This window comes from Streptomyces sp. NPDC091209 (assembly GCF_044757755.1).
Classification (GTDB): domain Bacteria; phylum Actinomycetota; class Actinomycetes; order Streptomycetales; family Streptomycetaceae; genus Streptomyces.
The window spans coordinates 428,725-444,316 of the sequence record NZ_JBIVVR010000004.1; the positions used below are offsets into that span (position 1 = coordinate 428,725).

Below are 15,592 nucleotides of genomic sequence, written 5' to 3' on the forward strand. Positions count from 1 at the left end.
CAACCGAAGCCGTCGTACGCGAGGGCCGCGCGGGCGGCGACCGGGCAGGCCCTGGGACACGGAGGCGAGCGATGGACGAGGCACGGGCGCGGGACGTACTGGCCGCGGCGAAGGTACTGCCGGGGCCGGTGCGGGACGCAACGCTCCTCGCCCTCGGCGAGAACGCGGTGTTCGCCGCCGACGGCCTGGTCGTCAAGGTGGGGCGCGACGCCGAGCTCCTCGACCGCGCGCGCCGGGAACTGGACATCGCCGCCTGGCTCGCCGAATCGGGCGTCCCCGCGGTGCGGGCCGCCGAGCCCGAACCGCTGCTGGTCGACGGACACCCCGTGACGGTGTGGCACCGGCTGCCCGAGCCCGTCCGCCCCGCCGAGCCGCGCGATCTGGCCGGACTCCTGCGCGTGGTGCACGCCCTGCCCTCCCCCTCCTTCACCCTGCCGCCCCGCGAACTCCTCGGCGGTGTGGAGCGCTGGCTGCGGCTCGCGGGCGACACGATCGACCCCGCGGACGCGGTCTATCTGCGGGAGCGCCGCGACGGCTTCGCGACGGCCGCCGCCGCGCTCACCCCCCATCTGCCGGCGGGCCCGATCCACGGCGACGCGCTGCCCCGCAACGTCCATGTCGGCCCGGACGGCCCGGTCCTGGTCGACCTGGAGACCTTCTCCGCCGATCTGCGCGAGCACGACCTCGTGGTCATGGCCCTCTCCCGGGACCGCTACGGGCTTCCCGCCGAGGCGTACGACTCCTTCACCGCGGCCTACGGCTGGGACGTCCGCGCGTGGGAGGGCTGCTCCGTCCTCCGGGGCGCCCGCGAGACCGCCAGTTGTGCCTGGGTCGCCCAGCACGCGCCGACGAACCCCAAGGCACTGGCCGAGTTCGAACGCCGGGTGGCGTCACTGCGCGACGGCGACGAGACGGTGCGCTGGTACCCCTTCTGACCTGACGCCGGACATGTGCCCCGGCCCCGGCGCCGCCCGACACCCCGGAACGATGACCGGACCCCGCCTGCACGTCCAGGTCCCCTCACGGTCGCCCGACCCCCGGCCGGCTCGTCCGGGGCCAGTCATCGCACCGATCGTCATCGAGTCCGGGCCCCGCCTGTGGCCGGACATCGGCACCGGGTCCGGCACCGTCATCGCAGCCCGGCCCCGCGTCCGGCGCCGTGACCGGGCCTGGTGGCCGTGGCCCGTGGCGGGGTGCACTCGCGTGGGCCCCTGTCACCCCGTCCGGACCTCGTCACCTGGCCCGTGGCCGGGTGTGCGGGGACGGTCCCGGGATCGCGTCAGACCCGCTCGTCCGCCAGGTCCCGCAGCGGCCAGGTCCCGTCCACCACCGCGTCCGCCTCGCCCTTGCGGCGCAGGAAGGACTGGAAGTCCGCCGCCCATTCCGCGTACCACTCGATCTGGCGGCGGTGCAGCTCGACGGGGCCGAGTGCGGCCACCTTGGGGTGGCGGCCGGCTATCGCGCAGGCGAGCCGGGCCGCGGCGAGGGCGTCGGCCGAGGCGTCGTGCGCGGAGTCCAGGACCACCCCGTACTCGGTGCAGACCGCTTCGAGGTTGCGCTTGCCCCGGCGGTAGCGGTCCACGGAGCGGTCGATGGTGTACGGGTCGATGACCGGGGCCGGGCCGATGCCGCCGAGCCGCTCGCGCAGCGACGGCAGTCCGTACCGCCGCAGCTCGGCGGAGAGCAGCGTCAGGTCGAAGGCCGCGTTGTACGCGACGACCGGGACGCCGGTCCGCCAGTAGGTGACGAGGACGCCCGCTATGGCGTCGGCGACCTCGTCGGCGGGGCGGCCCTCGCCGGCCGCCCGCTCATTGGTGATCCCGTGCACCGCCACCGCGTCGACCGGGATCTCCACGCCCGGATCGGCGAGCCATTCGCGGCGCCCCAGCGGCTCTCCGCCCTTGACCTCTATCACGGCCCCCGTGACGATGCGCGACTCGCGCGGATCGGTCCCGGTCGTCTCCAGGTCGAAGCCGATCAGCAGCTCCCGGTGCCAGCCCATGGGCGGCCCCCCTTCTTCGTGGTGCTTTCCCCCAGTGGTCTCCACGATCCCATGAGCCACTGACAATCCGAGGACCGCGTTCCACTCGGCCGCGGGGAACGGCCTTTCAGGACACCGGCCGCGAATCGGCCCAAGCCACCTCGAACTCCTCGCGATACGTGGGGAAAAGTCCCTCTTCGTTGATTTCGTCCGGTTTGAGCACTCGGCTTCCGCCGCGCAGCACCAGGACCGGCGCCTCCATGCCCCGGGTGCGGCGCAGATACGACTGCACGACCGCGACACCGTCCGAGCCGTCGCCGTCCACGAGGTACGCGGTGAAGCGGGGCGTCTCGTCGTAGACCTGGATCTCGAAGGCGTCCGGGTCGCGCAGCCGGGACCTCACCCGCCGCATGTGCAGGATGTTCATCTCGACCGCCCGGCTCAACTCGCCGCGCTTGATGCCGAGTTCGCGCTCACGCCGCTTGACCGCACTGGACGCGGGGTTCAGGAACAGCAGCCGCGTCCGGCAGCCGGACTCGGCGAGGCGCACCAGTCGGCGCCCGGAGAAGTTCTGCACCAGCAGGTTGAGGCCGATGCCGATCGCGTCGAGCCTGCGGGCTCCGCCGAAGAGGTCCTCGGCCGGGAACTGGCGCAGCAGTCGCACCCGGTCGGAGTGCACCCCGACGACGTCCGCGTACCGGTCGCCCACCAGGTCCTCGACGGCGTCGACGGGCAGCCGTCGCGCGGAGGGCACGTCGCTCCCGGCGCCGAGGATCTCCAGGAGTTTCGCCGCGGCCCGCTCGGCCTGGCCCAGGACGGCCTCGGACAGAGCGCGGTTGCGCGACACGACGTTCCGGGTCACTTCCAGCTCGTCCAGGGCGAGTTCGACGTCCCTGCGCTCGTCGAAGTAGGGCTCGAAGCACGGCCAGTGCTGCACCATCAGCTCGCGGAGCTGGGGCAACGTCAGGAAGCTGAGCACGTTGTCGTCGGCCGGGTCGAGCAAGTACCCCTTGCGGCGGCTGACTTCGCGCACAGCGACAGCGCGCTGCACCCACTCCTGGCCGGCCGGGCCCGCGGCGGCGACCACCCAGTCGTCGCCGTGGACGGGCTCGTAGATGGGACGGAGAACAGCGGCCACGACCGCGCGCAGCCGCTGTTCGACCAGGTTCAGCCAGATGTAGGCACGCCCGGCCCGCTGGGCGCGCGTACGCACCTCGCGCCAGGCGTCGGCGCCCCAGTCGAGTTCCGGTCCAATGGATCCCATTTCCATCGGCCGTGCCAGGGACACCACGCCGGGTGGGACATCTGTGGAGTTCCCCTCGTGACCCTCGTCACCAGGAGGCAGCTCCAGCCCTCCCGAGCCCACCCACGCACCGCCTTCCGCTCCCCCGAGCACTCCCCAGGGGCCAGGCCCCAATCAACGATCAAGGAAGGGTACTCCGGGAGCGGCGAGCGGTGCAGCCCGATGCGCAGGTCGTTTCCCAACTACCTTGGTTCGACATGCCCGTTCTGGTTCGCCAGCTCCGGCGGAGTGAGCGGATTCATAGCGGTGACGTCCCGCGGGGCGATGGAGAAACCCTGCCAGTGGACCGGCATCGGCTGCTGGTCCTCGTCGCGCGCGATGTGGTGGAAACCGACGTTCACCCAGACCACGGGGTGGGTGAGGGTCTGCCCGTCGACCCACTTGTCGACGGATGTGCCGTGTCCGGCACCGCAGTTGCGCAGGTTGTCGCTGGCGAACTGCTCGCACTTGTTGTACTCGGTGAAGTAGACGTCGTGCTTGGTGAAGGAACGGCCGAGGTACTTGGTGGTCGCGCCCGGCACGATCTCGTACGAACGTGCGTGGTTGTCCTTGTTCTTGCCGGAGTTGCTGACGACACGCCACCAGCGCATGTTCTTGGCGTCGCCGGCGAGTTCCTTGGCGACCTTGGTGACGGTGGTCTTGTTGCTCGGTGCCTCGTGGCCGTGCGCGGGCGGGCTGACCACGGAGTCGTACTGCTCGACCTTCGCCTTGGACGAGCCGTCCAGGCCGAAGTCGAGCCGCCAGAAGACGTTGTGGCTGTGGCTGGTGGCGTAGTCCTTGGCGCCCTTGCCCAGCGGCCAGCCGCGGCCGTCGCCCGCGTCGTAGTCGCCGGGCGAGAGGCTGCCGGTGGCGCCGATGTTCATGCTGAGGGTGCCGTCGTCCTGGAACCGCCACTCGGTGATGTACTCGTACCAGCCCACCTTGTTGACGGTGTAGACGAGCAGGTCCTTGCCCTGCTTCTGGAAGACCTTGTTCCCGGTGTCGGCCTCCATCCGGTAGGCGTGGCCGCGTGAACGGGTCGTGGTGCACAGGCCCTTGACGTTCGCGTGCTGCGGGTCCCAGGCGTCGGGGACCTTGACCGTCTTGATGGCGCCGCCGGGGCACTCGGCGGGGGCCATGTCGACCAGGCCCTGGCCGAAGCCGGCGCCGGTCAGGTCGCTGTACTCGACCGAGCCGTCGTCGTACGGCACGTCGATCTGGGCGAGCTTGGCACTGTTGAGGACCTTGATCGGGTGGGCCTCGCCGGGAGGCTGGTAGGAGATGTTCTCCAGGACGAGCCCGGCCTCGCTCTCGTAGTGCCAGCACATCCGCCAGGTGGTGCCGGTGGCGAGCTTCTGCTCGATGCGGTACGCCGCGCTGCAGTCGGCGGGCGGGGCGGGTGCGGCCTTCGGCTGGGCGACGGCCGGCCCCGCGGCCGTCGTCGCGCCGACGGCCAGCGCGAGCGCCGAGAGGCCCACCGCCGCCCGGCTGCGGACACGGCTGTTTCTGTTGACGCGCATGAAGAAGTGACTCCTTGCGTAAAGCTGAGAAGGAGGGAAGGAGAGAGAGATGCGGCACTCAGCCGAGCTTGCCGACCTTGCGGGCACTCAGGTCGATCACCAGGTCACGGCTGTCGATCCAGGGCCCGTTCTCGGCCTTCGGGAAGAGCCGTACGCACCGGTGCTCACCGCAGGCGGCGAGGACGGCGGGCTGGGCGCCGGGCGTCGCGCGGTAGACCATGCTGTTGAGCACCAGCTGGCCGGGCGAGGTGAGTTCCTTGCCGGTGGCGTCCTTGAAGTCGGCCTTCAGGCCGGCACCGAGCGGGTCGGCGATCAGCAGCCTGGCGGCCTCGGTCATCTCGTCGCGGCTGATCGGCGGCTGTACGCCGTGCTGGACGCCGGTCTGCTCGACCTTCCCGGTGTCGAGATCGACGGTCTTCGTGACGAGCGTGTCGTCCTTGTAGTCGTAGAACGTGACGTCGGCCCGGCGCCGTGCGTTCGGGTTGTCCAGATCGGCCGTCTCGGGTTCGGCGAGGTCGACGCCGATGCGCTGCGGTCCGCGCGTGCCCTCTACGTTCTCGCTGGAATCGAAGAGCTGCCGGTTCACCGCGATCTGTTCGACGCGTTTCATCTCGTCGTCGGTCAGCGGGTCACGGCCCGTGCCCTTCTCCCCCTCGGCCGGCGCCCGCTCGACGACGCCGGGCCGTACCGCGCCGCCCTGCCCGTCCTGCGCCGCCTGCTGCCCGGTTCCGCCGGCCCCGAGCCCCCCGCTCGATTCGTCGGCCCCCGCCGACCCCGGAAGGGTGATACCGATCATCACGGCCGTCCCGGCCACCGCGATGGCCGCACCTGCCACCACCTTGCCCAGATGGCGGTGCACTAACTTGCGCACATTTCCCCCTACTCCTCCTATGTCCCCAGGAGTCGCTTGAATCCCACTGGTTCGGCATACGAGGTATGCCTGGTCGCGGGGTAAGAGGGGTGTAATTCATAGGAGGTTCCATCACTTTCTCGAAGACTCGGCTCGGACTCGCCCCCAGGGGCACGGCACTACTGGAAGAGTCATATCCATGCAGGTCTGGCCTGGCGAGGCGTATCCACTCGGTGCCACGTACGACGGTGCCGGTACCAATTTCGCGGTCTTCTCGGAGGCCGCCGACCGTATTGAGCTGTGTCTGCTGCACGACGACGGTTCGGAGACGGCCGTGGAACTGCGCGAGACCGACGCGTTCGTCCGGCACGCCTACCTGCCCGGCGTCATGCCCGGACAGCGGTACGGCTTCCGGGTGCACGGGCGGTACGCGCCCGAGCGCGGGCAGCGCGCCAACTCCGCGAAGCTGCTCCTCGACCCGTACGCGCGGGCGATCGCGGGCTCCGTCAGCTGGGGCGAGGAGGTCTACGGCTATCCGTTCGGGTCACCCGACAAGCGCAACGACCTCGACTCGGCGCCGCACACCATGTCGTCGGTCGTGGTCAATCCCTACTTCGACTGGGGCGACGACCGGCGCCCCCGTACGGAGTACCACCACACAGTGATCTACGAGGCCCATGTGAAGGGCCTCACGATGCTGCATCCGGCACTCCCGGACGAGCTGCGCGGCACCTACGCGGCGCTCGCCCACCCGGCGATCATCGAACACCTGACGGAACTGGGCGTCACCGCACTGGAGCTGATGCCCGTACACCAGTTCGTGAACGACCACCGGCTGGTCGACATGGGCCTCAACAACTACTGGGGCTACAACACGATCGGCTTCTTCGCCCCGCACAACGCGTACGCCTCCTGGGGCGACCGTGGCCAGCAGGTCCTGGAGTTCAAGTCGGCCGTCCGGGCGCTGCACGAGGCGGGCATCGAGGTCATCCTCGACGTGGTCTACAACCACACGGCCGAGGGCAACCACCTGGGCCCGACGCTCTCCTTCAGGGGCCTCGACAACGCCTCGTACTACCGCCTGGCGGACGACCCCCGCTACTACATGGACACCACGGGGACCGGAAATTCCCTCCTGATGCGCTCCCCGCACGTGCTCCAGCTGATCATGGACTCACTGCGCTACTGGGTCACCGAGATGCACGTGGACGGGTTCCGCTTCGACCTCGCGGCCACGCTGGCGCGGCAGTTCCACGAGGTGGACCGGCTGTCGTCGTTCTTCGACCTCGTCCAGCAGGACCCGGTGGTGTCCCAGGTGAAGCTGATCGCCGAGCCCTGGGACGTCGGCGAGGGCGGCTACCAGGTGGGCAACTTCCCGCCCCTGTGGACCGAGTGGAACGGCAAGTACCGCGACACGGTCCGGGACATGTGGCGGGGCGAGCCGCGCACGCTGGCCGAGTTCGCGTCCCGGCTGACCGGCTCCTCCGACCTGTACCAGGACGACGGACGCCGTCCGCTCGCCTCCATCAACTTCGTGACCTGCCACGACGGCTTCACGCTGCACGACCTCGTGTCGTACAACAACAAGCACAACCAGGCCAACGGCGAGGACAACCGCGACGGCGAGAGTCACAACCGCTCCTGGAACTGCGGTGCCGAGGGCGAGACGGACGACGAGTCCGTGCTGGCGCTGCGGGGCCGGCAGCAGCGCAACTTCATCGCCACGCTGATGCTCTCCCAGGGCGTGCCCATGCTCAGCCACGGCGACGAGTTCGCGCGTTCCCAGGGCGGCAACAACAACGCGTACTGCCAGGACAGCGAGCTGGCCTGGGTGCCGTGGCCGGAGGACGGCTCCGGACTCCTCGACTTCACGCGCGCGATGGTGTGGCTGCGCAGGGACCACCCCGTCTTCCGGCGGCGGCGCTTCTTCCACGGGCGGCCCGTCCAGGGCACCCACGACGAGCTCTCCGACATCGCCTGGTTCACCCCGGAGGGCCAGGAGATGACCCAGCGCGACTGGGGGTCCGCGCAGGCCCGGGCGCTGTCCGTCTTCCTCAACGGCAACGCGATCTCCGAGCCGGGGGCGCGCGGGGAGCGCATCGCCGACGACTCCTTCCTGTTGCTGTTCAACGCCTCCCCGAAGTCCCTGGACTTCGTCGTGCCGGTCGACCACGGCCGCCAGTGGCAGGTCGTCGTCGACACGTCCCTTCCGGAGGGAATCGCCCCGGGTACGGGCGCGAAGGTCGAGGCCGGTGACCGGCTGACCCTGGTCGACCGGAGCATGACGGTGCTTCAGCGGCCCGCCTAGGAAGGCGCCTTTCCCGGGTCACGCGCGCGTGGGCTTCCGTCAGGGGCCCACGCGCGCGGGGCGGGGTGTCGTGCTCCGGAGCGGGGCTCCGTGCGGGCCCTTCTGCGGGCGCCGGTGACAGAAACCCGGCCGGGCGGGTACGTAGATGCGCATGACACCTGAGCGTCCCGAACCGGCGATCGCGCACTCGGTCGTCCCCGGCCCGGTGGTTCCCGTCGTGCCGACCTCCACCTACCGGCTCCAGCTCCAGCCGCGGTTCCCCTTCCGGAGCGCCGAGGCGGCCGTGCCGTATCTGGCCTCGCTCGGCGTCTCCCACCTGCATCTGTCCCCCGTCCTGGAGGCCGTCCCCGGATCGACGCACGGCTACGACGTGGTGGACCACGCGCGCGTACGGGCCGAACTGGGCGGCGAGGAGGGGCTGCGGTCCCTGGCGCGCACCGCGCGGGAGCACGGCCTCGGCCTCGTGGTGGACATCGTGCCGAACCACATGGCGATGGCCCCGCGCCACAACCACGCCCTGTGGGAGGTGCTGAGGGAGGGCCCCGGGTCGCCGTACGCGCGCTGGTTCGACATCGACTGGGACGCCCTGGACGGCCGGATCCTGCTGCCGGTGCTCGGGGACCGCCTCGGCGCCGAGATCGGCCATCTGAAGGTCGACGGCGACATACTGCGCTACTACGACCACGTGTTCCCGCTGCGCGAGGGCACCGGGAAGCTGCCGATGCCCAGGCTCCTCGACGCCCAGTGGTACCGCCCGGCGTGGTGGCGGCTGGCCCGCACCGAGCTCAACTACCGGCGCTTCTTCAGCATCTCGGAACTCATCGGGGTGCGTGTCGAGGACCCGGAGGTGTTCGCGGCGACCCACGCGAAGATCCTGGAGCTCCTCCACGACGGGGTGATCGAGGGGCTGCGGATCGACCACCCGGACGGGCTGGCGGACCCGGACGCGTATCTGCGCCGGCTGCACGAGGCCACCGGAGGCCGCTGGACGGTGGTCGAGAAGATCCTCGCGGACGGCGAGCCGCTCCCGCGCGCGTGGCCCGTGGCGGGCACCACCGGCTACGACGCGCTGCGGCACGTCGACGGCCTCTTCACGGACGCGGCGGGCGCGAGCCGGCTCCTCGGCCGCTACCGGCGCTTCGCGGGCCCGCAGGCCGACCGGGGCGGCCACTGGGAGAGCACGGTGCGCCGGGCGGCCTACAAGGTGGTCACGTACGAACTGGCCACGGAGGTCGACCGTCTCACGCGCGAGGTGAGCGCGCTGTGCGCCGCCTCCCCCGATCCCGCCCTGCGCGACCACGCCCCCTGGGCCCTGGGCGCCGCGCTGCGGGAGCTCCTGGTCCGGCTGGAGGTGTACCGGCCCTATCCGTCCACGGACGCGTCCCAGGTGGTCACCGAGCGGGCCGCCGCCGAGGCCAGGACGGCGTTCCGGGTGCCCGAGGAGGCGCATGCCGTGGACGTCGTACGGGATCTGGTGCTCGGGCGGAACGGTGACGGGCCCGGGGCGGACGGGTTCCGGGCACGGTTCGCGCAGACCTCGTCGGCGCTGCGGGCCAAGTCCGTGGAGGACACGGCGTTCTACCGCTATGTGCCGCTGCTGTCGGCGAACGAGGTGGGCGGCGACCCCGGCAGTCCCGCCGTCTCCCCGGAGGACTTCCACGCGTACTGCGCGCGCGTGCAGCGCGACTGGCCCGCGACGGGGACCGTCCTGTCGACCCACGACACGAAACGCAGTGCGGACGTGCGCGCCGCCGTCTCGGTCCTCACCCAGTGCCCGGAAGCGTGGTCCGAGGTCCTGGCGGAGGTGACCGGTGAGGGGCCGGGGACGCCCGACCTCCAGGTGGCGTGGGCCGCCTGGCAGACGGTGTTCGGCCTCGGCCCGGCCGGCGGCGAGGACGGGGGCGAGCCGGAGGACGGGGGCGAGGCCTACGCGGAGCGGGTCCGGGGCGCCGTGCTGAAGCACATCAGGGAGGCCGGGACGCGCACCGCCTGGACCGAGCGGGATCCCGCCTACGAGGAAGCGGTGGCGGCGTTCGTCACCGACGGGCCGTGCGGGCCTCCTGGACGGCGCGTGGCTGCCCTCCGGGCCTCCCTGGCACCGCATGTGCGGGCGAACGTTTTGGGGGCCGCCCTGGTCCATCTGACGATGCCCGGGGTGCCCGACGTGTACCAGGGCACCGAGGACGAGTACCGGGCCCTGGTGGACCCGGACAACCGGGGGACGTTCGCGCCGCGCGACCTGTCCGCGGAGAAGGTGGCGCTCACGGCCGCCGCGCTGCGGCTGCGCGCCCGGCGGCCCGGGGTCTTCGGCGACGCGGCGACGTACGCTCCGCTGCCGGCCGAGGGTCCGGGAGCCGATCACTGTGTGGCGTTCGTGCGGTCGGGAGAGGTGATCACGGCCGTCACCCGGCTGTCGCTGGGGCTGGCCGAGGCCGGCGGCTGGCGCGACACCGGTCTCCCCCTCCCCGACGGGCGATGGGCCGATGTGCTCTGCCCGGACTCGCCGGAGCGGGAGTTCACCGGGCACGCGCGCGTGGCGGACCTCTTCGGGGGGTCACCCGTCGTGCTGCTGGAGCGCGTCAGCGCGGACACACCGGCAGGGTCCGGGGCGACCGGCTGATCAGACCCTCGGGGCGCGGCCGGGGCCCCGGGGCCCTGCGGAGGTCCGGCAGGACGGTCAGCAGGGCACGCAGACCGCCCTCGGCCGTCAGCCGGGCCAGCGGGGCGCCCGGACAGGAGTGCCGTCCCGAGCCGTAGGCGAGCTCGCCCGGGTCGGACCGGAAGGCGTCGTAGCGGTCCGGGTCCGTGAACCGCGCGGGGTCGCGGCCCGCGGCGCCGAGGAGGCAGGCCACGGTGGCGCCCTCGGGGATCGGGCCGATCGGTTCGAGCGCCCGGCGCGGCACGATCTGCAGCGGCGGATCGCGGCGCAGCGACTCGGCCCAGGCGCCGCCCGTCAGTTCGGGGCGGGCGCGGATCAGGTCCAACTGGCGGGGATGGTCGAGAAGGCTGGCGAGGAACGACGCGAGCGCTCGTGCGGTCGTCTCGCCGGCCGCGCCCAGCACCGTCGCGGCCAGGTCCGTCACGGCCTCGTCCGGGAGGGGGCGTCCGCCGGGCCGGGCCGCGCACAGCTCGGACAGCAGATCGTCACCGGGGTGCGCGCGGCGGCGGACGATGTGGGGGTGCAGGTAGGCGTCGAGTCCGGGGCGGTGACACCCGAGATGGTCGAGTCCGGTACGGCACCAGGCGTGCACGCGCGCGGTGTCCTCGTACGGCAGTCCGAGCGCGGCGACGGCCGCGGCGGCGGGCAGCCACTGGCAGAACTCGGCGACGAGATCGGCCTCCTGACGGGAGGCCAGGCGGCGGGCGAGGACGTACGCGGTGCGCTCGACTCCCGCCGCCAGGGCGGCCGACGCGCGGTCCCCGATTGCCCCGGACACGAGGGCCCGGTACGCGCCGTGCGTGCCGTCCTCCCGGCGGGCCGGTGCGAGTCCGGGTCCGGGCTCGGGTGCCACGAGCCGCGGGTCCGCGAGCGCGGCCCGCACATCGGCGTACCTGCTGATCAGCCAGGCACCGAACGGCTCGTCGTACACGAGGGGGAAGTTTCCGCGCAGGGTGCGGTACAGCGGGTGGGGATCACGCTCGACGCCGGGATCGAGCAGGCTCGGGACGGCGGTCACCCGCCCGGACGGCGCACACGGCGGCGCGTACGGCGCGTACGCCGAGGGACGCGGCGACGCGAACGCGGTCACCCGCGCCGGACACCCCGGCACGGGGGTCGGCACCGGACTCGCGAGCAACGGGAACGGGGCGCCCGCGACGGGCGGGGACGGCTCGCCCGCGACGGACACGGACGACCCCGAGCCCGCGACGGGCGGCGGGCTCAGGAGAGGCGGAGGCGGCTCCCGCCCGGCCAACGGCTTCGGCCGCGAGCCCGCGACGGGCGGTGAGGCGTGCGAGCCCGCGACGGGCGGCGGGCCCACGGGGGACGGGGACGGCTCGCCCATGGCGGGCGGGGACGGGCGGGGGGCCGTGACGGGCGGGGGCGGCTCCCCCACGGCCGACGCGCACGGGTGCGAGCCCACCGCCGACGCGGGCGGCTCGCCCGTGACGGTCGGTGGGGGCGGCTCGCCCTTCGCGGGCGGGGGAGGGTGCGGGCCCGTGACCGGAGGGCCCGCCGGTATCGCCGTCGGGCCGCCTTCGCCGGGAAGGCCATGAGGACACAGCACCGCGGGCCACCACCTCGGGTCTGCGCGCCGGACCCGCGCGCGGTTGTATCCGAGTCGACCACCGCCCGCCCGGGACCGCAGCCCCGTACACCCGTACGGGTGAATCGTGTACGTCGCCCCGCCGCGCCCACCCCTGGCGCGCGCGTAGGCCGGTCACCGGCTCCCGAGGGCCCGTTCCGGGACCCCCGCCCCGGTTCTCCGCAGGCCTGCGGGACGTGGTCCGATCCGGAAGGTGAGGCTCGCGCACCCGCCGCCGCCCGTTGCCGGTGGAAAATGCCACACCGCGCCCCTCGGAGCCACCGCGTCGCATCCTTGACAGTTCCCCGAGACCGTGGAGTACTGCCAAAAGCGACGCAGGGCGGACAGGTCGGGGGTGAGTCACCTGCCGGAGTTGCGCTACCCCAGTGTGACCGAAATCGTTTCGTCCGCCTGGGCGTTGACGGCTCAGCGGCCCGACCTGTGTGTCCTCAGACAGGTGGGCACCTCCCGTGCGGGCAGGCCCCTCCATCTGCTGTCCGTCGGCCACGCCCGGCGCGCGGTCCTCGTCGTGGCCGGGGCCCACGCCAATGAACCGACGGGTGGCTCGACGCTCCTGTCGTTGGCCGAACGCGTACTGCGCCAGCGGGAGTTGAGAAGAGACACCTCCTGGCACTTTCTGCTCTGCGCGGACCCCGACGGGGCGAGCCTCCATGTGACGCCCGCGCCGCGGACCCTGCTGGAGTATCACCTCGGCTTCTTCCGGCCGGCCGGACCCGAGCAGCCGGAATGGTCGCCCTCCGTGCTGCCGCCCGACCGACTGCCGCCGGAGACCCGCGCGCTGACCCGGGTGATCGACGAAGTGCGGCCGTACCTCCAGGTGACGCTGCACGGGACCGATCTGGGCGGCAGCTGGGTGCAGTTGACCAAGGACATCCCGGGCCTCGCGGAGCCGTTCGCCAAGTCCGCGGCGGAGCTGCGCATCCCGGTCGAGACGGCCGCGTCGGACGCCGCGGGCTGGCCCGCCTCCGGGCCGGGGGTGCATGTGATGCCGGCGCCCGGCTCGGACACGGCGTACCCGAGCATGCCGGACGACGCCCGGCACAGCACCTGGTACCACGCCCACCGGTACGGCGGTCTGACGGCCGTGGTGGAAGTACCGATGTGGGCCAGCGACTTGGTGGACGATCCGGCGCCGCACCCCGCCCCCGCGGCGGCGATGCGACGCCTGGCCCACCGGCTGCGGACCGACGCGTACCAGGTGGAGGCGGTACTCGGGCGGGCCCTGCCGCGGCTGCCGGGACCCGACGGGCCTCTTCTGCGGGCCGCGAAGTGGGCGCTGGAGCTGGTACCGGGCCTCGCCTCGGACTGGTCGCAGCCGCCCCCGGGAGACGCGACGATGGCGTACGTGGGCAGCGTCGACGCCTTCGGACGGCGGATCCCGCTGCGGGCCGCCTCGATGCTGCTGCGCGTCCTCCAGGAGGTCGACGACCGCGAGGCACCCCGGCTCGAAAGGCTGGTCTCCGACTGGAGCGACGCCTTCGCCGAGCGCTTCCGCGCCCGCTGGGTGCCGCTGGAGAACCAGGTCGAGCACCAGGCCCGTACGGTGGTGGCGGCCGCCCGGCACGCGCGCGACAGCGCGGCCTGACTCAGCCCGACAGGTCGAACACCGCGCCCGTCTCGGCTCCCATGACGCAGGAGTTCGAGAACGCGTGGGTGTAGTCGACCCGGCGGCCGTCCCATTCGCCGTACGCCGACGCGGTCACCGGCGCGTAGACCATCGGGCACATGGCGCCGGCCCGTCGCGGAATACGGCCGATGTCGCCCCCGGCGGCGGCGAGTTGGCGGCAGGCCCCGGCCGCGTGGGCGTGGCCCCGGGGCGGGTCGCAGAGCAGCAGGACGCCGCGGGTGTCACCGGAGCGGGCATCTCCCCGGGTGACGGCGACGCGGAGCCAGTCGCCGGACACGGCGTGCCGGGGTGCCGCCCGGGCCGCCGGTGCCACGCCCGCCATGAGGAGTGCGAGCGGGACGAGCAGGCCGACGCGGATCGCTTGGATCGTTTTCGTCATTCCCTGTGCATCGGCACCGTGGCCTGCGCGGTCCAGCCGGAGTCACCCGAACGGGAGCGCGCTTTCGCACCGCGCCCGGCGAGTTCGAACGCGGCGAGCACCACGCGCGCCTGGTATTCGACCTGGCGTGCGACCGGGATCCAGCGCGCCCCGCAGTCGTCGCGGTAGTCGGCGCACCACGCGTCGATCAGCCGGTCGAGCTCGGGCAGCGCGTCGCACGGGTCCTGCCCGGAGGCGGTGACCAGTTGGTGCAGCAGCCCGGCCGTGCGCAGCGCGACCCGGCGCCCGGCCAGGCGCAGGGCGGTGAGACGGGCGGTGTCCAGCGACGGCAGGGTGCGCGCGCCGGCGTTCCGCACGTCGGGGTCCCAGGAGTCGGCGAGTCCGGGGCCGACCAGTAAATAGTCGTCGACGGGGGCGAGCAGACACGTCGCGTCGGGCGAGCCGCCGAGGCCGGGCCGCACCCGGGCCAGGATGTCCCGCAGCACGTCCGTGTCGTGCCGCAGCGTGCGGCTGACGGAGCGCAGCACCGCGTCGGGATCGGCGGGGCGCGCCGGGTCCTCGACGGCGCCGACACCCCACATGGGCGCCTCGACGATCGCGGTGACCGTGCCGTGCGGCTGCGGATGGAACCAGGTGGAGTCGACCGCGGCCTCCGTGATGGCGGCGGCCAGGTCTCCGGTGCGCGGCGGCGGGACGCGGTAGACGGCGGGGCCCAGCGTCGGCCAGTACAGGGTGTCGTACGGGCCGAGTTCGCGCGGGATGCCGAGGCGGGCCGCGCTGTGCGCGACGCGCTGGGCGAGGCCGGGCAGGTCGCGGGTCAGCTCGACGAAGGCGCCCCCGACGTCGACGCCGTGCAGGGAGCACTGCAGGAACGGCCTCAGCTCGTCCTGCAGGCCGAGCAGGACGCGGGTCTCCGGCAGGACGGCGCCGTCCGCGCCCTCGGGCAGCCATTCGGGCTGTTCCAGGAAGCCGGGCCGGAAGAAGTGCCGGAAGTAGTGGCCGAGCGTGTAAGGGCCGCGGAGCCAGGCCTCGTTGCGGCGGGACCCGTCGGGGTCGAGGCAGAGCAGCAGGTTCCAGGTGGCGTCCGCGCCCTCGGTCAAGCGGGGGTCGGCGAGCGCCCGTTCGGCCAGCCGCAGGACGGTGGCACCGCCCACCGGTTCGTTGGCGTGGGGGCCGCCGACGACGAGAACCTGACGGCGGCCGTGTCCGACGGACAGGAGCAGCAGGGGTGTACCCGCCCGGGAGGTGCCCACGCGGCGCAGCCGGGCGGCGTCGGGGCGCCGGGCGACGAGCGCCGCGGCGCGGACACCGAGTTCGTCCACGGTCGGGTAGCGGCGGAGTGGCGGCAGAGCACACCTCCACTCGTACGGTGCCGTCGGT

The 15,592-nt window shown here is 72.8% G+C and carries 11 protein-coding genes; 4 read left to right on the plus strand and 7 right to left on the minus strand.

Annotated elements, in window-relative coordinates:
• Positions 1–71: 71 nt before the first annotated feature.
• The gene (locus ACIQRL_RS14750) at positions 72–935 is read left to right on the plus strand and encodes a phosphotransferase enzyme family protein (protein ID WP_401331487.1); all 864 of its coding nucleotides are present in this window, start codon (positions 72–74) and stop codon (positions 933–935) included.
• A gap of 344 nt (positions 936–1,279) precedes the next feature.
• On the opposite strand, the gene ACIQRL_RS14755 is transcribed toward ACIQRL_RS14750, so the two are convergent.
• The 4 genes from ACIQRL_RS14755 to ACIQRL_RS14770 form a co-directional block, all read right to left on the minus strand.
• Entirely contained in the window at positions 1,280–2,002 is a 723-nt protein-coding gene (locus tag ACIQRL_RS14755; protein WP_401331489.1) for a 3'-5' exonuclease, read from the minus strand.
• A 106-nt stretch (positions 2,003–2,108) separates the two neighbouring features.
• The gene (locus ACIQRL_RS14760; protein WP_401331491.1) at positions 2,109–3,347 is read right to left on the minus strand and encodes an SAV2148 family HEPN domain-containing protein; all 1,239 of its coding nucleotides are present in this window, start codon (positions 3,345–3,347) and stop codon (positions 2,109–2,111) included.
• Between the two features lie 119 nt (positions 3,348–3,466).
• Entirely contained in the window at positions 3,467–4,783 is a 1,317-nt protein-coding gene (locus ACIQRL_RS14765; protein ID WP_401331493.1) for a copper amine oxidase, read from the minus strand.
• A gap of 58 nt (positions 4,784–4,841) precedes the next feature.
• The gene (locus ACIQRL_RS14770) at positions 4,842–5,654 is read right to left on the minus strand and encodes a Tat pathway signal sequence domain protein (RefSeq protein WP_401331495.1); all 813 of its coding nucleotides are present in this window, start codon (positions 5,652–5,654) and stop codon (positions 4,842–4,844) included.
• 178 nt (positions 5,655–5,832) lie between these two features.
• Here ACIQRL_RS14770 and glgX point away from each other — a divergent pair, with 178 nt between their 5' ends.
• Together glgX and treY are read left to right on the plus strand one after the other, a co-directional pair.
• Positions 5,833–7,941, plus strand: coding sequence for a glycogen debranching protein GlgX (glgX, locus tag ACIQRL_RS14775; RefSeq protein WP_401331497.1), 2,109 nt, complete (start codon positions 5,833–5,835; stop codon positions 7,939–7,941).
• Between the two features lie 151 nt (positions 7,942–8,092).
• Positions 8,093–10,561, plus strand: coding sequence for a malto-oligosyltrehalose synthase (gene treY, locus ACIQRL_RS14780; protein ID WP_401331499.1), 2,469 nt, complete (start codon positions 8,093–8,095; stop codon positions 10,559–10,561).
• Here the strand turns inward: treY and ACIQRL_RS14785 are convergent.
• Entirely contained in the window at positions 10,521–11,690 is a 1,170-nt protein-coding gene (locus ACIQRL_RS14785) for a cytochrome P450 (RefSeq protein WP_401331501.1), read from the minus strand. The two genes, treY and ACIQRL_RS14785, sit on opposite strands and share 41 nt — an antisense overlap.
• Positions 11,691–12,540: 850 nt before the next feature.
• On the opposite strand from ACIQRL_RS14785, the gene ACIQRL_RS14790 reads away from it, so the two are divergent.
• Positions 12,541–13,791 (plus strand): M14 family zinc carboxypeptidase, encoded by a 1,251-nt coding sequence (locus tag ACIQRL_RS14790; RefSeq protein ID WP_401331503.1) that lies wholly within the window; start codon positions 12,541–12,543, stop codon positions 13,789–13,791.
• A 1-nt stretch (position 13,792) separates the two neighbouring features.
• On the opposite strand, the gene ACIQRL_RS14795 is transcribed toward ACIQRL_RS14790, so the two are convergent.
• A complete protein-coding gene (locus ACIQRL_RS14795) occupies positions 13,793–14,212 on the minus strand; it encodes an SSI family serine proteinase inhibitor (protein ID WP_401331505.1) in 420 nt (139 codons plus the stop codon).
• The gene (locus ACIQRL_RS14800; RefSeq protein WP_401331507.1) at positions 14,209–15,534 is read right to left on the minus strand and encodes a M14 family zinc carboxypeptidase; all 1,326 of its coding nucleotides are present in this window, start codon (positions 15,532–15,534) and stop codon (positions 14,209–14,211) included. The genes ACIQRL_RS14795 and ACIQRL_RS14800 overlap by 4 nt, the downstream gene beginning before the upstream one ends.
• Positions 15,535–15,592: the final 58 nt, after the last annotated feature.